Origin of the sequence: Paraburkholderia phosphatilytica, from assembly GCF_003443895.1 — a bacterium.
GTDB classification, from domain to species: Bacteria; Pseudomonadota; Gammaproteobacteria; order Burkholderiales; family Burkholderiaceae; genus Paraburkholderia; species Paraburkholderia phosphatilytica.
In genome coordinates this window covers 161898-187607 of sequence record NZ_QQOA01000005.1, presented here as the reverse complement: position 1 = coordinate 187607, position 25710 = coordinate 161898, and the positions used below count along the sequence as shown (strand labels likewise).

Here is a 25710-nt window from a genome sequence, read left to right as displayed (position 1 = left end):
GAACGCAGCGTCCGTAATCTTCCTTCCAGCATCTGAAATCGATCCTGTCTGAGCGCCACCACGAAGTCGCTGGCGATCGAGTGCAACAAAGCTCCCCGGGATACCTGTCGCCTGCGATTCCTCAAAACGTTTCCCACGCTTCGTCTTTGCGTTGCGCGGAAGTCGAGGCGACGGGCACGCCCGAGCGCTGCGGCGCCACCTTTGTCGGCGTTCGCGGCGCCGTCAACTTGAGCGTCACTGTGCGCGGCTTGCTCCGAAGCGGGACCGTGCGCGTCGTGGCAGCAGAAACGAAGGATTCCTTATCGGCTGCGCCAGGAACCTTGAACACCGACACAGCTTCCTTCAGGTTGTGAGCCTGCTCCTCAAGTGATTGCGCGGCGGCGGCAGCTTCTTCGACGAGCGCGGCGTTCTGCTGGGTCACCTCGTCCATCTGCGAGACGGCCTGATTGACCTGCTCGATGCCGCGGCTCTGCTCTTCCGAAGCAGCGGCAATCTCGCCGACGATATCCGAGACCTGCTTGATCGCCTGCTTGACCTGCCCCATCGTCGCACCGACGTCGCCGGCCTGCTTCGCGCCGTCCTCGATGATCGCCACCGACGAGCCGATCAGTTCCTTGATCTCTTTGGCCGCCGCGGCCGAGCGCTGCGCGAGACTCCGCACTTCGCTCGCCACCACTGCGAAGCCGCGTCCCTGCTCTCCGGCGCGCGCGGCTTCCACCGCTGCGTTGAGCGCAAGAATGTTGGTCTGGAACGCGATGCCTTCGATCACGCCGGTGATCTCCGAGATCTTGCTCGAGCTGCCGCTGATCCGTTCGATCGTGCCGACCATGCCCTGCACGGCGTCGTTGCCGGTATCGGCAAGGTCGGTGGCGCGAGTGGCAAGCACATTGGCCTGCCGCGCATTGTCGGCGTTCTGTTTTACGGTCTCGGTGAGCTCAGTCATGCTGGCCGCCGTCTCTTCGAGCGAACTCGCCTGCTGCTCCGTGCGGGCCGACAGGTCGGTGTTGCCGGCGGCGATTTCCCGCGACGCGACCGTGACCGATTCGGTGCCCGTCTTGATTGCGCTGACCGTGTTGCAGAGTTGCCGGTCCATCTTCCCAAGCGCGTTCAGCAATTGTCCGGTTTCGTCGCGCGCGACACTCGCGACATCGTTGCCAAGCTTGCCGTCCGCGATGCAATTCGCCACACGCAGCGCGTCCCGCAGGGCCGCCATGATCGAGCTAACCACATACATGCCGAATCCGAGTGCTGCGGCGGCCACTATCGAGACGATCGCGATGGACAGATAGCGGATGCGGACCGCGGCATCCTCGTTAGCGCTCACGCGCGCCTGCGCCACTGCCTGCACATTGCGTTTCATGTCCGACAGGATGCCGAAGACCTGATTGGCGTTGTCTTTTACTTCGAGACGGTTGACCTCTGCTCCGCCTTTGATGTCGCCGGCCTCGATCCGTTCGACCTGGTGTTTCATGCCCGCCTGCATGCGGTGATAGGCGTTCTGCAGGTTCGCAATAGTCGCCGCCTGCGAGCTGTCGCCACTCGCCGCGAGCGAGCCAAGTGCCTTGTTCACGGCTGCAAACCGCTCTTCGTTTTCGCGCTTCCAATTGGCGATCGACGCTGGATCGCCGATCGCGATCATGCGAAGAATGTTGATGTCCGATCGCGTCAGCAAGCCGTCAATCTCCCCGATGGTCGTGGAGTCGTGGAAGTCCTGCTGAAACAGCGCAGCCGAACGGTCATCGGACTCGCCAAGCTTGGCGAGAAGAAACAGGCTCAGACCTATCATGGCCAGCACCGTAAGGACGATGACGGCGAGAAGCTTGTTGCGGACAGTCGGCTGCAAGATGAAACTCCTTCTTTCGTTGAATGCGTTCAGGCGAGCGTGCTCCAGCGCGTCGTGAGTCGAGCACCTGCGTCGCGATCAGTGTGGTTGTGCGGGCACGTCCGGTTCGCTGATGTGGGCATCTTCGTCAGCGAGTACCCCATGGATGTCCAGAAGCCTTCGACGTCGGCCGATCCCCCAAGCTGCCTGCTTCGATGCCTTGCAAACCGGCAAACCTGGTGTCGAGCCGCACGAGCAGGAATCGCGAAAATGTAATCGCAAACATACGAACCCGACTGTATCGTCAGATTCGTATGGAAAGCGAAAGACAGTCCGTTTATCGGTCGCTCACTGAGTCTCTGGAGTCGGTAACTGCTGATTTCACGGTAAGCAGTTCCTTAAATGATGTAGGCAGGACTCCCAGTGCACGCGCTGGAAAGCGTTGCCGCACGCCACTGTTTGCAGGAACGTTTTCTACGCAGGGGACGACGCTTTCGGCAGCGTTTGTCGCCATCTCTCACGGATATCGACAGGCCCACGCGGCCGCGACGTCACCACGCGATTCACATTGAGCGCCCCAGGCTACTGGCTCTGGTGGGTCAGTTCTGAACTGCATCGCAGCATCGCCGTCGCTTCGCTCTCGATCCTGAAGTCAAAGTGGAGCGGTACGATCGCGCGCGTCGATCGGCAACTGGCTGGACACGAATACCCGGCCCGTTTGCGATCGCCACATGACTATGGTGAAACCCCGGCGTTGCAAGATTCGCCTGGGTTTCCATGCGCGGTGACCGCACGCCCAATTCTTCATTACCAGCCGTGAAAGCGGCTCCATACAGTCGTTTCACCATCGGCGGATAACGCGTGATATTCCGGGAATTGCGCTCCCGTCGCACAGGCATGATTGGACAGGATGCGCAGCTTCGTTCCGGTCGGAAACCACGCCGCAGATCCGATCCCGCCGCGTCAGCGCAGGTAGCCGCGGGGCGGTATCGCTTCACGAGCAGCAGCACACGCTCGAACTGGCGCGTGCTCAGGTACGGCGAACCTGCATCGAACAGGCCGCCGCCAGGCAGATCGTCGTGTCCGCCCCTGAACAGCGGCGTGACAGCGCTCCCGCCTGTCCGACCTAGCTGACAGCAGACGGTGCCTGGCAGTCCATCGATCTGCCGATGCCCGATGCGTTCTGCACCGGCTCGGCGTTCTCTTCGCGCGTCGCGTGTGTCCATGCATTCGGTTGGGTCGGACGCGACGGCCGCGCAATCGCAGGATAGGCGCCCGATCCAGGTGCTTGATGCCCTGTTGGCAAGTTCCGGCTCCCTGGACTGCCGTGATCGCTGGGCTTCATTTGCATCAGCACCAGTAAGCGCACGAAAAAAAGGCGCCACGTTTCCGTGGCGCCTTAAAAAGTTCTAGCCATTCCGAGGGCCGTGCTAGAACCTGAGAGACGGCATTTCGAAACCCGCGGGTGGTGTTGCGAATAACGGGAGCAGGACTTCAATACTTTGACCGCTACGCAAATCGCGGCATTCGTGGCTTTCGATAGGGGATAATCGATTCGGCAATTATTGCCGAATATCCTTTGAAAAGCCTCGAAAGATGGACGAAACCCATTGTTTCGAAATTAGATTCCATTTTTTACGGTAATGCTGACTAAGTCAAGCAAAATCTAACCGGCTGGGCAGAAGTTCAGCGTTACATTCCGATACAATGAAACGCCAGATAAAAAAGAGCGCTCGTGCGGGGCTCCGAGACAGGTTCCGGCGCTGCTTTTGCGCCTGTGGCCTGGCCCGCCGTGCATCGAAACTGAAATAGCGTTTCAGAAAAATGAAATGAACGAGCCAACGAGTTCCGCTCGCGGGGCCGACCCGAGAGAGCAGCAGAAGGAAAAAGACGGCGCAAGCGACGAAGTTACCGCCCTCGCCCGTGGTCTGACGGTATTGCGGCGGGTCGCTGCCGCCGCCGCGCCGCTCAGCAATCGCGAGATCACGGAACTGACCGGCATTCCGAAACCCACCGTCTCGCGCATCACCTCAACGCTCGTCAACGCCGGCTTTCTGTTCCGGCTGCCGGACAGCGAACGGTTCGTGCTGACCGCCGCCGTGCTCGAACTGAGCAACGGCTTTCTGCGCAACTTCGACATTCGCGCGCGCTCGCGGCCGTTCCTGATCGAGCTCGCCGAGCGCACGTCGCTGTCGGTGCACCTCGCGGTGCGCGACCGGCTCGACATGGTCGTGATCGACGCGATCCGGCCGCGCTCCGCGGTGCTCGTGTCGCGGCTCGAAGTCGGCTCGCGGATGGACATGTGCCGCACGGCGGTCGGCCGCGCCTACCTGGGCGCGCTCGAGGCGCCCGAGCGCCAGCAGTTGCTCGCGGGCCTGCAGTCGGCAGCCGGGCACGACTGGGGGCACATCATCGCGCGGGTCAAGGAGTCGCTCGACGAAACGCGCACGCTGGGTTTCGCGATCGCAACCGGCGAATGGTACGACGGCCTCAACGCGATCGCGGCGGGCTTCACCGGTCCTTCGGGCGAGCGCTACGCCGTGAACTGCGGCGGCGCGGCGCATCAGTGTCCGCGCGACTGGCTGGTGAGCGACGCCGCGCCGGCGCTGCTCGAATGCATCGCGAAGATCGTTCGCGAGATCGGCGGCACACCGGCGCAACGCCTTCAGGAACGCCCCGGCGGTTGACGACCGGGTTGACCACCACCCACGCGCACGCAACCGGTGCGTCCGCAACCGGATCCACCGCAACCGCCTCCCCGCAAACGGATGCGTCACAGATCAGCGCAAGACGCGTACGGACGCGCCGCCAGAGCATGCCCGTCCCGGCCAACATCCGCATTACGGATGCCGCGAAACGAAACCCGACCGTAACGATCGTAATCTGTCGAAAAGATCGCCAACTGGACGCTCGCGTGCACCGGGACGTAGCATCATGCTTTCCGATCTCCCGACGTTGCTTGCATCGAGCTTTCGAAACCTCGCCGGGATGTCGGGCGCGTCAGCCTGCTTCAATCCAGTTTCACAGCGCCGCCGCGCGTCTCGCGTAGCATCGCGCGATGCGCGCGGTGTGCCTCACAGCACGATGACTTCGCGGCACCCAGTTCGCTGCGTTGTCTTCGTTGCATTGACTTTGTCGCACTGAATTCGTACTACGCCGCAGTGCCGCGCGGCGCGCAAACGCCACATAGGCCACACACGCCAACACCTCGCCAGACATCCGACCGAACCGATGGACGAACAACAACAGCATTCGGAACCAGCACGCACTCCCGCACCGGGCACACCGAAGCACGGCACGCCGAATGGCTCGCCGGCCCCGGGCAACCCGCCTCCTCCGCCCACCGGCCCGCGCAACGGCCACGGCCGCCTCATCGCGATCATCGTCGTCGTGCTGATCGCCGTCGTCGCGTTCCTGCTGTGGCGCCGGCACGAGGCGGCGGCAGGCAGCGGCGCGGGACGTCCGGCTGGCGCGAGCGGCGCCCATGCGGGCGGCGGGCGCGGCGGCCGGGGCGGCGGCGCATTCGCGAACCAGCCTCAGCCGGTGCAGGTCGCCACTGCCGCGCAAGGCGAGATGCCTGTCGTGCTGACTGCGCTCGGCACGGTCACGCCGCTCGCGAACGTCACGGTTCGCACGCAGCTGAGCGGCACGCTAATGAGCGTCGCGTTCAAGGAAGGCCAGATGGTGAAGGCCGGCGACGTGCTCGCGCAGATCGACCCGCGTCCGTACCAGATCTCGCTCGACAACGCGCAGGGCCAGCTCGCGCGCGACACCGCGCTGCTGCAGACCGCACGGCTCGACCTGAAACGCTACCAGGCGCTGCTCGCGCAGGATTCGATCGCGAGCCAGCAGGTGGATACCCAGGCGTCGCTCGTCAAGCAGTACGAAGGCACCGTGAAGTCGGACCAGGCGAATATCGACACCTACAAGCTCGACCTCACCTACGCGCGCATCACCGCGCCGGTGACAGGCCGCGTCGGCCTGCGCCAGGTCGATCCGGGCAACTACGTGACGCCGGGCGATACCAACGGCGTCGTCGTGATCACGCAGCTGCAGCCGATGAGCGTGATCTTCACGACCTCCGAGGACAACCTGCCGTCGATCATGAGCCAGCTGGCCGCCGGCGAAAAAATGTCCGTCACCGCGTACGACCGCGCGAACACCACGCCGCTCGATGCCGGCTACCTCGAAACGGTCGATAACCAGATCGACACCACCACCGGCACCGTCAAGCTGCGCGGCCTCTTCGACAACCGCAAGCTCGCGCTCTTCCCGAACCAGTTCGTCAACACGCGCCTGCTCGTGAGCGTCGTGAAGAACGCGGTGATCGTGCCGACCTCGGCGGTGCTGAACGGCTCGATGGGCCAGTACGTGTACGTCGTGAAGCCGGACAACACGGTCACCGTGAGGCAGATCAGGATCGGGCCGGTGGATGGTGAGCGCACCAGCATCGCGTCGGGCCTCGCGGCGGGCGAGAAAGTCGTCACCGATGGCTCCGACCGCCTGAAGGAAGGCGCGAAAGTCACGATCCCCGCCGAGCATCCGCAGGGCGCATCGGGTGCATCGAGTGCCGCTGCAGCTTCGGGTGCGTCGCACGCACACGGCGCATCGGGCGCGCATGGTCACCGCCGGCAGCACGCGGCATCGCAGGCAGACTGAGCGCGACCGGTAACGCATGAATCCTTCACAGCCCTTCATTCTTCGCCCCGTCGGCACCGCGCTGCTGATGGCGGCGATCATGCTGGTCGGCCTCGTCGCGCTGCGCTTCCTGCCGCTCTCCGCGCTGCCGGAAGTCGACTACCCGACCATCCAGGTGCAGACCTTCTATCCGGGCGCGAGTCCGGACGTGATGACGTCGTCGGTGACCGCGCCGCTCGAGCGGCAGTTCGGCCAGATGCCATCGTTGAACCAGATGTCGTCGCAGAGCTCGGCGGGCTCGTCGGTGATCACGCTGCAATTCAGCCTCGACCTGTCGCTCGACATCGCCGAGCAGGAAGTGCAGGCCGCGATCAACGCAGCGGGCAACCTGCTGCCGTCCGACCTGCCCGCGCCGCCGATCTACGCGAAGGTGAATCCGGCGGACGCGCCGATCATCACGCTCGCGATCACGTCGCAGACGCTGCCCTTGACCCAGGTTCAGGACCTCGCTGATACGCGGCTCGCGCAGAAGATCTCGCAGGTCGCGGGCGTCGGCCTCGTCAGCCTGTCGGGCGGCGAGCGCCCCGCGGTGCGGATCCAGGCGAATCCGCGCGCGCTCGCCTCGTACGGCCTCAATCTCGACGACCTGCGCACCACGATCTCGAACCTGAACGTGAACACGCCGAAGGGCAATTTCGACGGCCCGACGCGCGCGTACACGATCAACGCGAACGACCAGCTCACCGACGCCGACGCGTACAAGAGCGCCGTCGTCGCGTACAAGAACGGCCGGCCGGTGATGCTCACCGACGTCGCGAAGATCGTGCAGGGTGCCGAGAACACCAAGCTCGGCGCGTGGGTGGACGGCACGCCCGCAATCATCCTGAATGTGCAGCGGCAGCCGGGCGCGAACGTGATCCAGGTCGTGGACAGCATCAAGAAGCTGCTGCCGCAGCTGCAGGAAGCGCTGCCCACCGCGCTGAACGTCGAGGTGGTCACCGACCGCACGACGACGATCCGCGCGTCCGTGCGCGACGTGCAGTTCGAGCTCGCGATGTCGGTCGTGCTGGTGGTGCTGGTGATGTACCTGTTCCTCGCGAATGTCTACGCGACCATCATCCCGAGTCTCTCCGTGCCGCTGTCGCTGATCGGCACGCTCGCGGTGATGTACCTGTGCGGCTTCTCGCTCGACAATCTCTCGTTGATGGCGCTCACCATCGCGACCGGCTTCGTCGTCGACGACGCGATCGTAATGATCGAGAACATCGCGCGCTACGTCGAGGAAGGCGAATCGCCGCTCGAAGCCGCGCTGAAGGGATCGAAGCAGATCGGCTTCACGATCATCTCGCTGACGGTGTCGCTGATCGCAGTGCTGATTCCGCTGCTCTTCATGGGCGACGTGGTCGGCCGGCTGTTCCACGAGTTCGCGATCACGCTCGCGGTGACGATCGTGATTTCGGCGGTCGTGTCGCTGACGCTCGTGCCGATGATGTGCGCGAAGCTCCTGCGCCATACACCGCCGAAGGAGAGCCACCGCTTCGAGGCGCGCGCACACTCGGCGATCGACTGGATCATCGCGCGTTACGCGGTCGCGCTCACCTGGGTGCTGAACCGCCATCGCTCCACGCTGGTGGTCGCGCTGCTGACGCTCGTGCTGACCGGCGTGCTGTACGTGTTCATCCCGAAGGGCTTCTTCCCGGTGCAGGACACGGGCGTGATCCAGGCGATCACGCAGATGCCGCAGTCGGTATCGTACCAGTCGATGGCGGAGCGGCAGCAGGCGCTCGCCGCGGAAATCCTGAAGAACCCGAACGTGGACAGCCTCACGTCGTTCATCGGCGTGGACGGCACCAATATCACGCTGAACAGCGGCCGGATGCTGATCAACCTGAAGCCGCGAGACGATCGCGACGACACCGCGAGCGACGTGATCCGCCAGCTGCAGCGCTCCACCTCGCACATTGCGGGCGCGTCGCTGTACATGCAGCCGGTGCAGGACCTGACGATCGACTCCACCGTGAGCCCGACGCAGTACCAGTTCATGCTGACGTCGCCGAACATCGAGGAATTCTCGACGTGGGTGCCGAAGCTCGTCGAACGGCTGCAGCAGTCGCCCGAGCTCGCGGACGTCGCCACCGACCTGCAAAGCAACGGCCAGTCGGTGTTCATCAACATCGACCGCGCCACCGCGTCGCGCTACGGCATCACGCCGGCCACCGTCGACAACGCGCTGTACGACGCGTTCGGCCAGCGCATCATCTCGACGATCTTCACGCAGTCGAACCAGTACCGCGTGATTCTCGAAGCCGACCAGAGCCTGCAGCACTACACCGACTCGCTGAACGCGATCTATCTGCCGTCGTCCACCTCCAGCGGCGGCCAGGTGCCGCTGTCCGCGATCGCGCGCTTCGAGGAACGCCCCGCGCCGCTGCTCGTCACGCACCTGAGCCAGTTCCCCGCCACCACCGTGTCGTTCAATCTCGCGCCGGGCTCGTCGCTTGGCGCCGCGGTGAAGGCGATCGACCAGGCGGAGAAGGACATCGGCCTGCCCGCGTCGTTCCAGACGCGCTTCCAGGGCGCGGCGCTCGCGTTCCAGGCGTCGCTCGCGAACGAGCTGTTCCTGATCCTCGCCGCGATCGTCACGATGTACATCGTGCTCGGCGTGCTGTACGAGAGCTTCGTGCACCCGATCACGATCCTGTCGACGCTGCCGTCGGCGGGCGTCGGCGCGCTGCTCGCGCTGCTCGTCACCGGGCACGACCTCGACATCATCGGCATCATCGGCATCGTGCTGCTGATCGGCATCGTGAAGAAGAACGCGATCATGATGATCGACTTCGCGCTCGAAGCCGAGCGCAACGAAGGCAAGCCGGCGCGCGAGGCGATCTACCAGGCGTGCCTCTTGCGCTTCCGGCCGATCCTGATGACGACGATGGCGGCGCTCCTCGGCGCGCTGCCGCTGATGCTCGGCTCCGGCGCGGGCTCGGAGCTGCGCCGCCCGCTCGGCATCGCGATCGCCGGCGGCCTGATCGTGAGCCAGCTGCTCACGCTCTTCACGACGCCCGTGATCTACCTCGGCTTCGATTCGCTCGCGCGCCGCGTGCGCGCGCGCTTCGGTCACGGCGATTCGGGCACGGATGGGACGGGTGGAACAAACCCGCCGCCCGCCACCGACACGAGGACGTAAGCGATGAACCTGTCGCGTCCGTTCATCTCGCGTCCCGTCGCCACCACGCTGCTCGCGATCGGCATCGCGCTCGCCGGCATCTTCGCGTTCACGAAGCTGCCGGTCGCGCCCCTGCCGCAGGTCGATTTTCCGACCATCTCGGTGCAGGCGAGCCTGCCTGGCGCGAGTCCTGAAACTGTCGCGACGAGCGTGGCGAGCCCGCTCGAACGGCACCTGGGCTCGATCGCCGACGTGACCGAGATGACCTCGCAGAGCTCGGTCGGCTCCGCGCGCATCACGCTGCAGTTCGGGCTGAACCGCGACATCGACGGCGCCGCGCGCGACGTGCAGGCCGCGATCAACGCGGCACGCGCCGACCTGCCCGCGAGCCTCAGGTCCAATCCGACCTATCACAAGGTCAACCCCGCCGATGCGCCGATCCTGATCCTCGCGCTCACGTCGCACACGCTCAGCGCCGGGCAGCTCTACGACAGCGCAGCGACCGTGCTGCAGCAGTCGCTGTCGCAGGTGGACGGCGTCGGCGAAGTCGACGTCAGCGGCTCGACCAACCCCGCCGTGCGCGTCGAGCTGGAGCCGCATGCCCTGTTCCACTACGGCATCGGCCTCGAGGACGTGCGCGCCGCGCTCGCGTCCGCCAACGCGAACAGCCCGAAAGGCTCGATCGAGTTCGGCGCGAACCGCGTGCAGATCTACACCAACGATCAGGCGTCGAAGGCGAGCCAGTACAAGGACCTGATCATCGCGTACCGCAACGGCGCGGCGGTGAAGCTGTCGGACGTCGGCGAGGTAGTCGATTCGGTCGAAGACCTGCGCAACCTCGGCCTCTTCAACGGCAAGCGCGCGGTGCTCGTGATCCTCTACCGGCAGCCGGGCGCGAACATCATCGATACGGTGGACCGCGTGCGCGCGATGCTGCCGCAGCTGAAGGCGTCGCTGCCCGCGGACGTCGACGTCGAACCCACGTCCGACCGCTCGACGACCATCCGGGCGTCGCTCTCCGACACCGAGCACACGCTGATGATCGCGGTCGCGCTCGTCGTGATGGTGGTGTTCCTGTTCCTGCGCAACTGGCGCGCGACGCTGATTCCGAGCGTTGCGGTGCCGATCTCGATCATCGGCACGTTCGCGGCGATGTACCTGATGGGCTTCTCGATCGACAACCTGTCGCTGATGGCGCTCACCATCGCGACCGGCTTCGTCGTCGACGACGCGATCGTCGTGCTCGAAAACATCACGCGCCACATCGAGGAAGGCATGCCGCGCATGCAGGCCGCGTTCCAGGGCGCGCGCGAAGTCGGCTTCACGGTGCTGTCGATCAGCGTGTCGCTCGTCGCCGTGTTTCTGCCGATCCTGTTGATGGGCGGCATCGTCGGGCGGCTGTTCCGCGAATTCGCGCTGACGCTGTCGCTCGCGATCGCGGTGTCGCTCGTCGTGTCGCTCACGCTCACGCCGATGATGTGCTCGCGCCTGCTGTTCGAGCCGCAGCAGCGGCGCCAGGAGGGCCGTTTCGGACAATGGCTCGAACACGGGTTCACGCGCATGCAGCGCTTCTATGAGCGCACGCTCGGCTGGTCGCTGCGCCATCCGCGCCTCGTGATGCTGATCCTCCTCGTCACGGTCGGCCTCAACGTGTGGCTCTACGTGATCGTGCCGAAGGGCTTCTTCCCGCAGCAGGACACCGGGCGCCTCGTGGGCGGCATCCAGGCGGACCAGAGCACGTCGTTCCAGGCGATGAAGGGCAAGTTCTCGGAGATGATGGCGATCGTCGGCCGCAATCCGGCAGTGGATAGCGTGGTGGGCTTCACCGGCGGCCGGCAGACCAACTCGGGCTTCATGTTCGTGTCGCTGAAGTCGAAGAAGGAACGCAAGGCCTCCGCCGACGAAGTGATCGCGCAGCTGCGCCCCGCCCTCTCCAACGTCGCGGGCGCGCGCACCTTCCTGCAGGCGGTGCAGGACATCCGTGTAGGCGGCCGTCAGAGCAATGCGCAATACCAGTTCACGCTGCTCTCCGACACCACCTCCGACCTCTACAAGTGGGGGCCGAAGCTGACCGAAGCGCTGCAGTCGCGGCCCGAGCTCGCGGACGTCAACTCCGACCAGCAGCAAGGTGGCCTCGAATCGATGGTCACGATCGACCGGCAAACGGCCGCCCGCCTGTCGATCACGCCATCGCAGATCGACAATACGCTGTACGACGCGTTCGGCCAGCGCCAGGTGTCGACGATCTACAACCCGCTGAACCAGTATCACGTCGTGATGGAAGTCGCGCCGAAGTACTGGCAGAGCCCGGACATCCTGAACGAAGTGTGGATCAGCACGTCGGGCGGCACCGCGAGCGGCGCGCAGACCACCAACGCCGCCGCCGGGACCGTGACGGCCGCCACCGCCGCCGCAACCAGCGCGAGCGCCAAAGCGGGCGGCACCGGCGGCACGTCGGCATCGAGCGCCGCGGCGATCGCGGCGGATTCTGCGCGCAACCAGGCGATCAACTCGATCGCGGCGAGCGGCAAGTCGAGCGCGTCGTCGGGATCCGCGGTGTCCATCGCGAAGGAGACGATGATCCCGCTCTCCGCGATCGCGAGCTTCGGGCCAGGCAACACGCCGCTGTCGGTCAATCACCAGAGCCAGTTCGTCGCGTCGACGATCTCGTTCAACCTGCCGCCGGGCAAGTCGCTCTCCGACGCCACCCAGGCTATCTACGAAACGATGGCGCAGATCGGCATGCCCGCGACGATCCACGGCAGTTTTCAGGGCACGGCGCAGGCGTTCCAGCAGTCGCTGTCGGACCAGCCGATCCTGATCCTCGCGGCGCTCGCCGCCGTCTATATCGTGCTCGGCATCCTGTACGAGAGCTACATCCACCCGCTGACCATTCTCTCGACATTGCCGTCCGCGGGCGTCGGCGCGCTGCTCGCGCTGCTGCTGTTCCAGACGGAGTTCAGCATCATCGCGCTGATCGGCGTGATCCTGCTGATCGGCATCGTGAAGAAGAACGCGATCATGATGGTTGACGTCGCGATCGATGCGTCGCGCAAGGGCATGTCTTCGTATGACGCGATTTTCCAGGCCTGCCTGCTGCGCTTCCGGCCGATCATGATGACCACCTGCGCGGCGCTACTCGGCGCGCTGCCGCTCGCGTTCGGCAATGGGGAAGGCGCGGAGCTGCGCGCGCCGCTCGGCATCTCGATCGTCGGCGGCCTGATCGTGAGCCAGATGCTCACGCTCTACACGACGCCGGTCGTCTATCTGTACATGGACCGGCTGCGCGTGCAGTGGGAACGCCGGCACCCGCGCGGCAAGCGCGGCACGGCCGTGGCGGAGTGACCCGGGCCAGGCGCGAAGCATCACAACACTGGCTGTATCGATGGGCGCTGACCTGACGGGCAGGCATTTCCTTTATGCGCGATCCGTACATCAGAAAAGATCGCTGCAGCAAGCGTGAATATTCCCGTCTGGCGGTCGTTCCAGCGCGATTGTCGCGCATCGAACCGGATCGCAAACTTTCGACCATTCCTGCCCAGTGCGGTCACGTTCGAACCTGCTCCGGTGACGGGAACGTTCAATCCGGCCGCTACAGCTTCTGCGCGACCGCGAGCGCGACGATGCGCGCCCAACGTTTCGCCTCGCGCTCGCCCGCGACCGGTATGTTCCACTGCGAATGCTTCGGGTCTTTGACGGTCATACGGACCGAACATGCATCGCCGCTACGTTCCGGCGTCGCGCCGTTGATGTCCGCGAAGATGTACGCGCCGTGTTCGCCCGCCACGGTGACGTCGCAGAGGCGTTTGTCGGCGGCGAATTTCAGCTCGCCCCACGGTCCGTGAAGACGATGCGTCCAGTCGCCGTCGCGCACGTTCGGCGCAACTTCGCGGCGCCGCTGCCACCAGCGCGCGAGCGCCGCGACGATCAGCAGCGCAACCACCACCGCCACGGCAATCGCGACGCCCTGGCCGAAATGCGCGGCGATCGCGTCGAACGCGACAACCGCGCCGTACCCAAGCCCGATCAGGACCAGCAGACCGACCAGAATCGGCATCCGTTTCTCCGTCGACAAAGACGAAGCCGCCGCGCCGCTCATGCGGCCCGGCGGCTCCCATTGTTCAGCGCGGCGTGCGTCGACGCCGCGCTCGGTGTGGCTTCCTCCGTGCAGCTTAAGGCTGCTTGTGGGTCGCGGCCCACTCCTTGACGGCCTTCATCGTGTTCTCAACGTGCCTGTCGGGCGCCATGTCCGTGTATTCGTAGAGGATCTTGCCGTCCGGCGCGATCACGTACGACACGCGGTTCGCCATCGAATCGCGCATCGGCATCGCGGCATCGTACGCCTTGATGATCGTCGCCTTCTCGTCCGCGGCCACCGGGAACTTGCTGCGGCACTCGCTAACCGAGAACTTCGTCAGCGTGTCGATGTTGTCGTGCGACACGCCGATCACGGTCGCGCCGTACTGCTTGTACTGATCGACGGCGTCGGCGAAATCATGCGCCTCGATTGTGCAGCCCTTCGTGAACGCGGCCGGGTAGAAATACAGCACGACCGGACCTTTCTTCAGCTCGTCGGCGAGCGAGTACGTGTACGTCTTCCCGCCGAGCGACGCCTGGGTCGTGAAGTCCGGCGCGGTATCGCCGGGCTTGAGCGTCGCCGACGCGTCCGGCGCCACCATCACGAGCGTCGCCGCCACGAGCGACGTCGCAATCAGGGTTCGCGTGAGCATTGGCTTCATTGCAACCTCGAATCATTGATGCACGCAGCGCGTGCAGAAGAGATGGCGCGCGAGCGCCGCATATCGATTGTGCCCGATCGCGCACGAAGGCGTACGCGAGCGGGGCGGCGCGGCGCTGCCGCTCAATCCGCCGCGTGCGCGCCGAACCACGCGGCCGCGGAAAGGCTCAGCTCCGCCAGCACCTCGGGCGTGAGCCCTTCGCGATGATCCGCGTGCTTGCCGTCGAGGCCCGCCACCGCGAGTGCCGCCACGGCGTCGCCGCGCTCGGCTGCCTGCGCAGCCTGCAACAGCGCGCCGAGCAGGCCCGCGCCATCGACGATCGCTTCGCGGATCGGCCGCGCCAGCTTCAGCTGGTCGATCACGTCCGCGAGGGTCGTGCCGAGCACGACGTGCACGAGCGAGAAGATACCGGTCATGAACGCGGCATCGGGCAACTCCTCGTCCCATGGCCGCAACCACCGTGCCGTCAGTTCCATGAAGCGCGAGCGGGTGCCGGCGAGCTGCACGAGCGGGTCCGATCGCCACGGCAGATTGCCGTCGGCGTAGAGCAGCAGTTGCGCCCAGCGCGCGATCTGCCGCGTGCCGGCCGCGATGATCGCTTCGCGCAGCGAACCGATGTTGCGCCCCAGCCCGAACGCGCTCGAATTGACGAGCCGCAGCAGCTGCACGACGAGACTCGGGTTGTGCTTCAGCTCCGCCTCAAGCTCTACGATGCCGGCATCGCGCGCCAGCAGCGCGAGCACACGCACCAGCGCCTGGCGCGACGCGCGGTTGCGCGGTGAGGTCAGCAGTTGCGGCCGCGCGAAGAAATACCCCTGGAACAGATCGAAGCCGAGGTCGCACGCGAGCTCGAACTCGTCGCGCGTCTCGATCTTCTCGGCGATCAGCGTCTTGCGGTGCTGTTTGACCGTCGCCGCGAGCTCCATCAGCCGGTCCTGCGGCGTCAGCACGAAATCGATCTTCACGAAGTCGACGTGCGGCAGCGCCGCAAGAAAGCCTGGCGTCAGCTCGCAGACGTCGTCGAGCGCGATCTGGAAGCCCGAGCGGCGCAGCTCCGCAAGCCGTTCGAGCACCGGCGCTTCCATCGACACCGTCTCGAGAATCTCGAGCACGAAGCGCGTCGGGTCCATCAGATGGACGATGTCGTCGAACAGCAGCGCACCGCCGATGTTCACGTAACCGCGGTGCTCGCCGAGCACCGTCGACACGCCGATGCCGCCGATCGTGCGGGCTACCACGTGCGCGGTCGCCTGGGAGTCGTCTTCGACGTTGGCGAAATTCTGCGCGTTGCTGCGAAACAGCAGCTCGTAGGCGGCGAGCGCCCCGTTGCGATCGAGGATCGGCTGGCGCCCCAGGTACGCGAAGCGCGGCTCCGCATACGCGAGACCGTCGCCCTCGGCAGGCGGCGCGCCGGCGTCCGGGCGGACGACGGCGGCTTGCGAAGCCTTGGCCTTCGAGGAGGACGACCTTGCCATGAACGAACCAGAGACGGGTGCGGGACGAAAGCGACCGGGCGGGACCGGGAAAAACCGGACGAAGCGGCACGGCCCGGGGCACGGCGTGCGTCGAAAACCTTACACAGGCTCTCCGCGGGTGCCGCGACACCGGACCGGTTGCGGTCCGAAGCCTTGATTGGCGCCACTGTAACTGGAAAAGAACGGCGATGGAAACGCTTGCAGTCATGCCATGCGTCATGCGTCGCTTTTTTGCGGCAGCGGCTAAAGATTTTGTTACAGGGGTCGTTATCTCGCTCTGATGGGCGGTCTCTTTCCCCCCGGACACGGCCGAACCGGGGGATCAGCGCTGCCGCCAGCAGACGAATACGGAATGCCAGTGAACATGGATGCAGATACGATCAGCGCGCCTCGCCGCAGTCCCCTGCGCACGGTCTTCGGCCGCCTGTGGGGCTTGAGCCGGCGCGATGTCGATGCCACACCCGAAGCGCTGCCGGACGACGCCGCCGCGGCGCCGTCGCGCTCCGTGCGCGCGGCGCTCGAGGAAACGGTCGGCGCCGTCGACTTCCTCGCGCACGTCGACGTCAACCTGCGCTTCCTGTACGTGTCCGACTCGAGTCTGCGCTTCATCGGTTACCACCGCGAGTACCTGCAGACGGTGACGCTGCACGAACTCGTCGCCCCGCACGACGTCGCGCGGCTCGACGCGCTGCTCGCGCGCGCGTCGATGACGGGCACCGTCGAGAAGGCAACGCTCGAAGTCGTCAAGTCGCTCACCTATCCGGTCGCGGTCGAGCTGCGGGTGGTGCGCAACACCCACGACGGCATCGACGGCTTCGCGATCGCCGGCTTCGACGTGTCGACCTGGCGCGCGAACGAGGCGCGCCTCACGCACGCGCTGCACCATGACCCGCTGACCGGCCTCACGAACCAGGCGTCGCTCGTCGACGCGCTGCTCGACGCCCAGCAGGTGGCCGACGGCATCGGCTCGCCCGCCGCGCTGCTGCTGATCGACCTCGACGACTACCAGCGCATCAACCGCGCGCTCGGCTACGACGCCGGCGACGAGATGCTGCGCGAAACCGCGAAGCGCCTGAAGACGATGGCGACCCAGGGCGAGACGATCGCCCGTACGGCGAGCGACGAGTTCGCGATCCTCGTGCCGGCGTCCGCGAGCCGCACCGACGCGGCCGCGAACGCCGAAGCGCTGGCGCGGCGCCTGCTGACCTCGATCCAGCAGCCGTACACCTACAAGGGCCAGCAGATCCACCTGTCCGCGAGCATCGGCATCGCGCTCTATCCGGATGCGCGCGAACCCGGCGCGCCGAGCGAGGACAGCCACCTGCTGCGCTGGGCCGACCACGCGGTCCTGCAGGCCAAGGCAAGCGGCGGCAACACCTACGCGTTCCACCAGCCCGACGACGACCCCGCCGACGCCGAACGCCTGAAGCTCGAGGCGGACCTGTACGACGGCGTGCGCAACGGCGAATTCTCGCTGCACTTCCAGCCGATCACGCACAGCACGTCGCACGGCGTGGTGGGCGTCGAGGCGCTGATCCGCTGGCACCATCCGGCGCACGGGCTCGTGCCGCCGTCGACCTTCATTCCGCTCGCCGAATCCGTCGGCCTCATCAACTACCTGGGCAACTGGGTGCTGAAGGCCGCGTGCATGCAGCTGATGCAGTGGGACGCGCAGGGCATCAGCCTGCGCTATATGGCGGTCAACGTGTCGCCGCAGCAGTTCCGCGACCCGCGTTTCAAGGACAACGTGCGCGATGCGATCACGCTGACGGGCGTCGATCCGCGCCGGCTCGTGTTCGAGATCACCGAGAGTCTGCTGATGCACGACCCGGCGCACGCGAAGGCGCTGCTCGAGGAACTGACGGCGCTCGGCATCCGCTTCGCGGTGGACGATTTTGGCACCGGCTATTCGAGTCTCGCTTATCTGCAACGTTTTCCGCTCGCGAAACTGAAGATTGACCGGAGTTTCGTCGAGAATCTGCTAACCTCCCGGAACGATCAGGCCATCGTCACGGCTGTTGTGGGTCTCGCGCAGACACTCGACCTCAGTCTCGTTGCGGAAGGTGTGGAAACAGAAGAGCAACGGACGATGCTGACGCAAATGGGTTGCGATCATATCCAGGGCTGGCTCGTCTGCAAGGCGCTGCCGTCCGACGAGCTCGCGCGCAGGTTCGCGTCGCGCTCGCTGCTGTTGCACGTCGAGCCGTGACGGGGGGCTCGCCCGTAACAGGTTCGGCCCGCCGGCGATGTACCGGCATGCAGTTCAATGGAACAGGTATGTATTTCTCGGGAATGAGATGGTAAAGGCTGCGCTGCTCGATACGCTCTGGACGAGAATGAGCGAGCGAGGCGACTTCCCCATGCTGGCGCAGTCGCTGCGCTCTACGGTCACGGCCATGAACAACGACGAGCTCGACTTCAGCGGGCTCGTGCAGATCGTGCTCTCCGACTTCGCGCTGACCCAGAAGGTGCTGCGTCTCGCGAACTCGGCGATGTACATGGCGTTCGGCGGCAACATCACGACCGTGTCGCGGGCGCTGATGGTGCTCGGTATGGACGCGGTCGGCCATCTCGTCGTCGGCCTGAAGATCGTCGACTACTTCCATCAGAGCGCGCCGCGCCGCATCGACGCGAAGCTCGAACTGAACCGCACGATCCTGTCCGGCGCCGTCGCGCGCAAGCTGACCCAGCAGGCCGATCGCCGCGCCGGCGAGGAAGCCGTGGTGTGCACGCTGATGCGCCAGGTGGGCAAGCTGCTCGTCGTGTTCTATCTGGACGCCGAGTGGGATCAGATCCGGCGTCTCGCCGAAACCGGCATGATCGAAAACGATGCGTGCGTCACGGTACTCGGCGTCACCTTCGAGGAAATCGGCAACGAGGCCGCGAACCGCTGGCGCCTGCCCGACGCGATCAAGGCCGGCATGGGCCAATACGATCCGCTCGGCGACCAGCCGCGCGAAGTGCAGTGGCTGCGTGCGATCACGAGCTACTCCACCGAAGTCGCCAACGCGCTGATGGAAAAAGGCACCGACGAGGAACGCGAAGCCGCCATCGCGAAGCTCGCCGACCACTACAGCCTCGCGCTCAACGCCGACCCCGAACAGCTCGTCAACATGAGCCTCGCGATTGCCCGCGAGGAAGCCGACAACGGCGTGATGCGCGAGATCACCGAACTGCGAGCGGACGCCGACGCGATGGCGCGCGTCGCACGCAGCCCCGAGGCACAGATTCGCGCGGGGGTTGCCGATCTGCGCGCGCTGCCGCCCGACAGCGCGCTCGCGCCGGCGCTGTCGATGGCGTCGGAAACGGTGCTCGGCAGCCTCGGCTTCACGCGCACGGTTGTGCTCGTCAAGCATCCGAGCGGCAAGTTCAAGGCAAAACTCGGCTTCGGTCCGGGCGTCGAGAGCGCGCTGCCCACCCTCAGCTTCAATGCCGCGTTCGAGCCGGACGTGTTCCATCTCGCGATCGCGAACTCGGTCGGCATCTTCATCGAGAACGCGCACGACCCGAAGATGCGCTCGCGCCTGCCGCTATGGTTCCGCCACGCGTTCGGCGACGCGCGCTCGTTCGTGCTGTTGCCCGTCACGCTGGAAGATCATTCGACGGTCGCGCTGCTGTACGGCGACTGGTCGAACGTGGAGCCGCGCAAGATCACGCAACCGGAGATGGCCGCCCTCAACGAGCTCGCTCGCGAACTGGGCCGCTTCTTCATGCACGCGCCGTCGGGAGCCCTCGAAACGCTGTGATCCGCCGCCGCACGTCACGCGGAGCGTTCCGCGTCACCGGCTGAACCGGCGTACCGATACCTTCGCCGTCGCGCTCGCCGCCCTTCCCCGCCGCTGCGCCATTCCCCTGCCGCCCCGCGGCCCCGCCAAAATCCTTACCCAGTCTTTCTTCACACCGAATCGTCGCCGCGTCGAACGCGATCGCGCCGGGTTGTCTCGTCGCGCGCCGCAGTGTTCGCCGCTTCGGTCGCGCAGCGTCCGCGCCGCTCAATCTTCGATGCGCTCGAGACCGTCCGCTTCCGCGTGACGGTCGGCGACGCCCGCCCACGCCGCCGCGGACAGCGCAAGCGACGCCAGCTCCGGCGACGTGAGCGGCGCGAGCTGCGAAGCCAGCGCGTCCACCGTCGCCCACTCGCCGCGCTCGAGCGCCTCGATTGCCGACAGCAGGCGGCCGAGCACGCCTTCGCGGCGCACAATCGCCGCGCGGATCGGCTTCGCGAGCGTCAGCACGTCGAGCGTCGATTCGAGGCCGCCGCCGAACACCGCGTCGACGAACGAGAACACGCCCGTCAGGAACGCGCCGTCGCGATCGTCGTGGCCGGCGTGCGGCAGCCGGGCCGCCGCGAGCTCGATGAAGCGCGCGCGGGTTGCAGCTAGCTGCAGCAGGGGATCCGCTTCGATCGCGACCTTGCGGCCGTCCGCGTAGAGCAGCAGTTGGGTCCAGCGCGCGATGCGGTTGGTGCCCGTCGCGTTGATCGCCTCGCGCAGCGTCGTGATGCTCCGCCCCGTCTCGAGACCGCTGGTCGCCGCGAGTTTCATCAGATGCATGACGAGCAGCGGATTCTGCTTCAGCTCGTCTTCGAGCTGGCTCACGGTCGGCTCCGACGCGAGCAGCTTCAGGAGCCGCAGCAGCGCCTGGCGCGGCGCGCTCGAGCGGCGTTTCGACGACGCCGTGGCCGTCGCGAAGAAGTACCCCTGGTAACGCTCGAAGCTCATCGCGAGCGCCGCGTCGAAGTCCTGCTGACGGTCAAGCCCGATCGCGACAAGTTGCTTGCCAGCCGGGCGCAGCGCGAACACGAGCTTCGGCAGAAGCCCCGGCTTCGCGCGCGGCACGTCGATCTTCACGGTCTGGCAATACGGCAGCAGGCGGCCGAAGGTGTCGTCGGCCTGCGTCACGTGATCGAGCGCGAAGCGATAGCGGCGGCCATGCAGGCTGACGAGACGCGCGATCAGATCCTGGTCCACCGCGATATCCGGCGGCAGTTCGAAGACGAAACGCTGCGGCGGGATCATCTCGATCGCGCCGCTGCATACGAACTCGCGCGTGACGTCGACTGAGGCCGGATGGCCGATCAGCGCGTCATGGAGACTTGCATCGCGGAGCCCGCGCACGAGCGGCGGCAGTGGCCGTGGCGCGAACTCCGTTTTCGCCGCACTCGCGGTCGAGGGTGACGCGGCATCGGGTGCCGTGGCAGGCAGCATGACCGGCGACACCGCGAGTTCGAAACCGCACAGCATCGCGTCCCGGTCGAGCACCGGCTGACGCGCGACATAGACGCGCGCGGCGTCCAGAACGCTCTCCCCCGTCGCGACCGGCACGTCGCCTGACGAGGGGGGCGTCCCCACCACAATCGTTGACATGTTGCTCCCCGCGAGACGCTCGTGACGTCTCGTTCTGGCCTGACCCGTAACCTCGATTTTTCCCTGACGCTTCGTTCCATGCGCATCGCATAGCGGCGTCCGGTGCGCGTGGATTTTAGCGCAGCGCGATGTGGGCAGGCAGGGGCATGACCGTCTTTTCTTGGCAAATTGTCGAAATTCTGCCCAACGAATCGGCATCGGATGTCCTGGCGACGGTTTGACTCCGGTCTGTCGCCAACTCGTGACTACAATGGGCTCGCTCCGCGCTGCCGCCCGCAGACCGTGCCCAGGCACCGGTCCCGTGCATGCGGTTCACGGCCGGTTCACAGCCCGCTCCAAAGCCCCGGTCACAACCTGCACCGGGGCCCGCGGATCCCCAGCCTGTTTGCTGCCCTTCCCGTCTGCTCTCTCGAAGGAAAACTCATGGATATCGATACCGTTCTGTCCACCGCGTTTGCGATGCCGATCACGGCGCCCGCGTTCCCGATGGGCCCGTACCGTTTCATCAATCGCGAGTTCCTGATCATCACGTACCGCACCGATCCCGTGAAGCTGCGCGCGGTCGTGCCGGAGCCGCTGCAGATCGGCGATCCGCTCGTTCACTACGAATTCATCCGGATGCCGGACTCCACCGGTTTCGGCGACTACACCGAGAGCGGCCAGGTGATCCCGGTCACGTACGAAGGCGTGGCAGGCGGCTACACGCTCGCGATGTACCTCGACGACCATCCGCCGATCGCGGGCGGCCGCGAACTGTGGGGCTTCCCGAAGAAACTCGCGAAGCCGGTGCTCGAGACGCACACCGACACGATCATCGGCACGCTCGACTTCGGTCCGGTGCGCGTCGCGACCGGCACGATGGGCTACAAGCACCGGGAGCTCGACCTCGCCGTGCAAAAGCAGCGTCTCGAAGCGCCGAACTTCCTGCTGAAGGTGATCCCGCACGTGGACGGCACGCCGCGCATCTGCGAACTGGTGCGCTACCACCTGAAGGACATCACGATGAAGGGCGCGTGGACCGGGCCCGCTTCGCTGGAACTCGCACCGCACGCGCTCGCGCCGGTCGCGGAACTGCCGGTGCTCGAGATCGTCGAGGCGCGGCACCTGATGGCGGACCTGACGCTCGGCCTCGGCGAAGTCGCGTTCGACTATCTGGAGAAGCGGAACCTGCGCTGAGTTTCAACCTGCCTGACCGGCCGCCGTGACCACGGCGGTCTCTTCCACACGCCTTCGCACCAGCCCGAATCGATGCCGCGGCACCGGGCCGCTTCACGGCCTTCTTCACGGCTTTCTTCGCGGCTTTCTTCGCGGCTTTCTCCGCTTCGAAACACATTCAAGTACGTAACGGCAGTCCCGACGAGGACTGCGGGAGGATCGAAAATTGACCAGGAAATATACCAAAAAAGAGATAAATTGCCAGAAGTGGGTGGTCGAACTGCTGCCTGAGGCTGAAGCGAGCTGCTCGCGCTGCCAGCCGACTTGCGTGCCCGGTTCGTCCATATCGCGGAGATGCCGGCGGACTTTGGTCCGCAGCAAGTCGGGATGCCTCATGTACGCCCGCTGCAGGGTAAGCTTTGGGAAATTCGCATGACCGGCCGCGACGGCATCGCGCGAGGCATCTACATGACGCGGACCGTGCAGCGCCTCGTCGTGCTGCACGTATTCGTGAAGAAAACGCAGAAGACACCGCTTCGAGCGATCGAAACGGCCTGCACCCGAATCAAGGAGGACTGAAATGACCAGTCTGGCAACGCTGAAAAAACGCCTGCTGGCCGACCCCGAGACCCGGGCCGAGTACGCAGCGCAAACGCCGGAATTCGCGCTTGCGCGCGAACTCATCGCCGCGCGGGTGCGAGCCGGTTTGACACAGGAGCAGGTGGCCGAGCGGATGAATACCGCGCAATCCACCATCGCGCGGATGGAGAGCGGCCGTACGCTGCCGTCCATCCGCACCTTGTCGCGCTATGCCGAGGCGACGGGAAGCCGCGCGGTGATCCGTCTCGAGGCCCTGAGGTAATTGAAGTAACCGGGCTTTCGCTAGAAGCGCCCACAACGGTCCCGTTGCATGAAGGTGCGCGCGGCGCCATCTCACGAAAGCGCCGCGTGCGTCTCCCCGGTCGTCTCCACCACCAGTAGCCCCGCGCGCAGCCCCGGCTTCACAGTCGGATTCGGAAACACGATGCGCTCTTCATCGTGGCGCACCGTGTAGCGATAGTCGCCATCGCGCGCAAGCAGCGTGTCTTTCGGGAACGGCGTGAAGTTCGCGACGTCGGCGGCAAGCAGCAGTTCGAACGCGTCGCTCTGCTTCGTGATCTGGTCGATTACGGTGAACACACGCGGCAGCTCGCCGCCGCGCGTCGCCCCATGTTCAGGTCTGCGACCGATCAACGCCCGCAGCGCTTCGTCCGCACCGGCGAAGCGCGCGAGATCGTTCTTGCCGAACGGCCGCACCTTTCCAAGTTCGAGCGTGCAGGCAAGCGCACCGCAGGTTTCCGCGGAGTAATGCGAGAACGTGCTGGCCTTCGTCGTATGCAGCAGCACCGCGGCAATGCGCGCATCGCGCAGCCACTCGAACATCTCCCGCGACAACGGCGCGCCGGTGTGCGGCAGCAACGCGAACTGCTCGAACATGGACGCACGGATCGCCGTGTGCATGTCGATGTGCCAGCGCGCGCCGCCAGCGGGCGCCGCGGCGAAGAACTGCCCGGCGAGCCGTTCGAGCGTCGCCGCACGGGGCGCTTCGTGACTCTGCGGCAACTGGAGATGCCGGCCGCTGAAGAGCCGGTTCAGATCATCGTCGAGATAGCGCCTGCCCGCGCGCATCGCATCGAGATTGCCGAGCACCACGAAGAGCCTGCACGCAAGCGGCAGCGTGCTGTTCGCGATGTCGCGCGCGACGAACGACAGCAGCTCGATCGGCGCGGTCTCGTCGCCGTGAATACCCGCCGATGCGAGCACGCTGCTTTGCCGGTCCACGCCATCGTGAGAAGCACACGGTTCGAACTGCATCACGCCGTGATCGAGCCATTGCCAGCGCACCGCGCCGTTCGCGCACAGACCTGACGCGGCATCGGCGGACGGGCGTGAACCCGCGAGCGAAAAGGCCAGAAAATCATCGAGCATCGCGGGCATCGTCATCGTTCGATCAGCGCTGGAAGTCGTACAGGGACCCGAGACGCAGGATCTGCGTGAGCTCGTCGAGCGCGGTGCGCGATTCTTCGAGCAGTTTCGGATCGGTCAGATCGCCCGGTGCGAGACGGTCGCGGTAGTGCTTTTCGATCCACGCGTCGAGCTTGCCAAAGAGCGCATCGTCGATCCACACACCAGGCGCGACGGCCGCGCGCTCCGTTTCATTCAGCACGACGCGCAGCCGCAGGCACGCGGGGCCGCCACCGTTCTTCATGCTCTCGCGCAGGTCGAACACCAGCACGTCGTCGATCGGACCACTCCCCGACTTCACGTCTTCCAGATACATCGCGACGCGCGGGTTCTCGCGGCACTCCTGCGGCACCACCAGCACCTGGCGGCCATCCGGGCGCGTCAGCAGCTGGCTGTTGAACAGATACGACGACACGGCATCGGCCACGCTCACCTCTGCGTCGCGCACCTCGATCACGTCGAACTGCGCGTTGAGCTTCGCGAGCTTACCGCGCAACTCGTCGTACACGCTGGTGCGGCCAACGAACGCAAGCTCGTGACAGAACAGCGTCTGCCGGTTGCCGACCGCGATCACGTCGTTGTGGAACACGCCGGCATCGATCACGTCGGGCGTCTGCTGCGCGTAAACCGTTGCGTCTTCTGCGAGCCCATGACGCTGCGCGACCGCGCGGCTCGCCTCGAACGTCTGCCGCGCCGGGTAGCGCTTCGGTTCCGGACCGCGGCGATACTCGCTCTTGCCGTACACGAAGAACTCCACGCCGCGCGCGCCATATTCGGCGCAGAAACGCGTATGGTTCGCCGCGCCCTCGTCGCCGAGCGCGGGCGTGCCGGGCAGCGCTTCGTGCACCTCGAAGCGAGCCGGGTCCGCGAAGATCGTGCGCAGCGTGCGGCGCGTCGCCTCGTGTTCGATCGCGCGATGCAGCTTGCTCGTCAGGTTCGCGGGCGTGAAGTGCACGCGGCCGTCGTGCGTATCCGCCGACGGGCTCACCGTCGCCGCGTTCGCGGTCCACATCGCCGATGCCGAACTCGCGGCAGCGAGCAGCTCGGGCGCATCGCGCGCCACCTTCGCGATCACCGTCGCTTCGTCGCCGGAAAAACCGAGCTCCCGCAACAGGCGCATCGACGGCCGCTCCTGCGGCGGCAACACGCCCTGATGGAAGCCGAGGTCGGCGAGCTGCTTCATCTTGCGCAGCCCCTGCTTCGCCGCCGCGCGCGGATTCGCGACCGACTTCTCGTTGTTCTGCGACGCGACGTTGCCGAACGACAGGCCCGCGTAGTTATGGGTCGGACCGACGAGTCCGTCGAAATTGGCTTCAGACGCTTGCATCGCGCTCATCCCTGCAAA

Annotated in this window: 16 protein-coding genes and 1 pseudogene; 9 read left to right on the top strand and 8 right to left on the bottom strand. The window is 65.8% G+C overall.

What is annotated here, in order from left to right:
* Positions 1 to 121: 121 nt before the first annotated feature.
* Positions 122 to 1843, bottom strand: coding sequence for a methyl-accepting chemotaxis protein (locus tag DVS29_RS07725; RefSeq protein WP_420816078.1), 1722 nt, complete (start codon positions 1841 to 1843; stop codon positions 122 to 124).
* 786 nt (positions 1844 to 2629) lie between these two features.
* Positions 2630 to 2764, bottom strand: a pseudogene (locus tag DVS29_RS37785) (DSD1 family PLP-dependent enzyme); the annotation flags it as partial.
* An 887-nt stretch (positions 2765 to 3651) separates the two neighbouring features.
* Here DVS29_RS37785 and DVS29_RS07715 point away from each other — a divergent pair.
* From DVS29_RS07715 to DVS29_RS07700, 4 genes are all read left to right on the top strand, one after another.
* Positions 3652 to 4509, top strand: coding sequence for an IclR family transcriptional regulator (locus DVS29_RS07715; protein WP_118179844.1), 858 nt, complete (start codon positions 3652 to 3654; stop codon positions 4507 to 4509).
* A 544-nt stretch (positions 4510 to 5053) separates the two neighbouring features.
* Positions 5054 to 6481, top strand: coding sequence for an MdtA/MuxA family multidrug efflux RND transporter periplasmic adaptor subunit (locus DVS29_RS07710; protein ID WP_118179843.1), 1428 nt, complete (start codon positions 5054 to 5056; stop codon positions 6479 to 6481).
* Positions 6482 to 6497: 16 nt separating this feature from the next.
* A complete protein-coding gene (locus DVS29_RS07705) occupies positions 6498 to 9647 on the top strand; it encodes an MdtB/MuxB family multidrug efflux RND transporter permease subunit (protein WP_118179842.1) in 3150 nt (1049 codons plus the stop codon).
* 3 nt (positions 9648 to 9650) lie between these two features.
* Positions 9651 to 12971, top strand: coding sequence for an efflux RND transporter permease subunit (locus DVS29_RS07700; protein WP_118179841.1), 3321 nt, complete (start codon positions 9651 to 9653; stop codon positions 12969 to 12971).
* A 247-nt stretch (positions 12972 to 13218) separates the two neighbouring features.
* On the opposite strand, the gene DVS29_RS07695 is transcribed toward DVS29_RS07700, so the two are convergent.
* From DVS29_RS07695 to DVS29_RS07685, 3 genes are all read right to left on the bottom strand, one after another.
* The gene (locus DVS29_RS07695; RefSeq protein WP_118179840.1) at positions 13219 to 13683 is read right to left on the bottom strand and encodes a hypothetical protein; all 465 of its coding nucleotides are present in this window, start codon (positions 13681 to 13683) and stop codon (positions 13219 to 13221) included.
* A 115-nt stretch (positions 13684 to 13798) separates the two neighbouring features.
* Positions 13799 to 14305 (bottom strand): peroxiredoxin, encoded by a 507-nt coding sequence (locus tag DVS29_RS07690; RefSeq protein WP_240655511.1) that lies wholly within the window; start codon positions 14303 to 14305, stop codon positions 13799 to 13801.
* Positions 14306 to 14487: 182 nt separating this feature from the next.
* Positions 14488 to 15840 carry an EAL and HDOD domain-containing protein gene (locus DVS29_RS07685; protein WP_118179838.1) on the bottom strand — a complete coding sequence of 451 codons (1353 nt, stop codon included), beginning with the start codon at positions 15838 to 15840 and terminating at the stop codon, positions 14488 to 14490.
* Between the two features lie 364 nt (positions 15841 to 16204).
* Between DVS29_RS07685 and DVS29_RS07680 the strand changes: the two genes are divergently transcribed.
* Together DVS29_RS07680 and DVS29_RS07675 are read left to right on the top strand one after the other, a co-directional pair.
* Positions 16205 to 18049 carry a putative bifunctional diguanylate cyclase/phosphodiesterase gene (locus tag DVS29_RS07680; protein ID WP_118179837.1) on the top strand — a complete coding sequence of 615 codons (1845 nt, stop codon included), beginning with the start codon at positions 16205 to 16207 and terminating at the stop codon, positions 18047 to 18049.
* A gap of 88 nt (positions 18050 to 18137) precedes the next feature.
* Positions 18138 to 19586, top strand: coding sequence for an HDOD domain-containing protein (locus DVS29_RS07675; RefSeq protein ID WP_118179836.1), 1449 nt, complete (start codon positions 18138 to 18140; stop codon positions 19584 to 19586).
* Positions 19587 to 19832: 246 nt separating this feature from the next.
* Here DVS29_RS07675 and DVS29_RS07670 read toward each other — a convergent pair whose 3' ends face one another.
* Entirely contained in the window at positions 19833 to 21206 is a 1374-nt protein-coding gene (locus DVS29_RS07670) for an EAL and HDOD domain-containing protein (protein WP_118179835.1), read from the bottom strand.
* Positions 21207 to 21629: 423 nt separating this feature from the next.
* Here DVS29_RS07670 and DVS29_RS07665 point away from each other — a divergent pair, with 423 nt between their 5' ends.
* The 3 genes from DVS29_RS07665 (at position 21630) to DVS29_RS07655 (ending at position 23223) form a co-directional block, all read left to right on the top strand.
* Entirely contained in the window at positions 21630 to 22382 is a 753-nt protein-coding gene (locus tag DVS29_RS07665) for an acetoacetate decarboxylase (protein WP_118179834.1), read from the top strand.
* A gap of 333 nt (positions 22383 to 22715) precedes the next feature.
* On the top strand, positions 22716 to 22940 hold the full coding sequence (locus DVS29_RS07660; protein ID WP_240655510.1) for a type II toxin-antitoxin system RelE/ParE family toxin: 225 nt from the start codon (positions 22716 to 22718) through the stop codon (positions 22938 to 22940).
* A gap of 1 nt (position 22941) precedes the next feature.
* Complete coding sequence (locus tag DVS29_RS07655) at positions 22942 to 23223, top strand: helix-turn-helix transcriptional regulator (protein ID WP_118179832.1); 282 nt, start codon at positions 22942 to 22944, stop codon at positions 23221 to 23223.
* Between the two features lie 71 nt (positions 23224 to 23294).
* Here DVS29_RS07655 and astE read toward each other — a convergent pair whose 3' ends face one another.
* Both astE and astB read right to left on the bottom strand, forming a co-directional pair.
* Positions 23295 to 24344 carry a succinylglutamate desuccinylase gene (gene astE, locus DVS29_RS07650; RefSeq protein ID WP_118179831.1) on the bottom strand — a complete coding sequence of 350 codons (1050 nt, stop codon included), beginning with the start codon at positions 24342 to 24344 and terminating at the stop codon, positions 23295 to 23297.
* 7 nt (positions 24345 to 24351) lie between these two features.
* A complete protein-coding gene (astB, locus tag DVS29_RS07645; RefSeq protein ID WP_118179916.1) occupies positions 24352 to 25692 on the bottom strand; it encodes an N-succinylarginine dihydrolase in 1341 nt (446 codons plus the stop codon).
* Between the last annotated feature and the right edge of the window lie 18 nt (positions 25693 to 25710).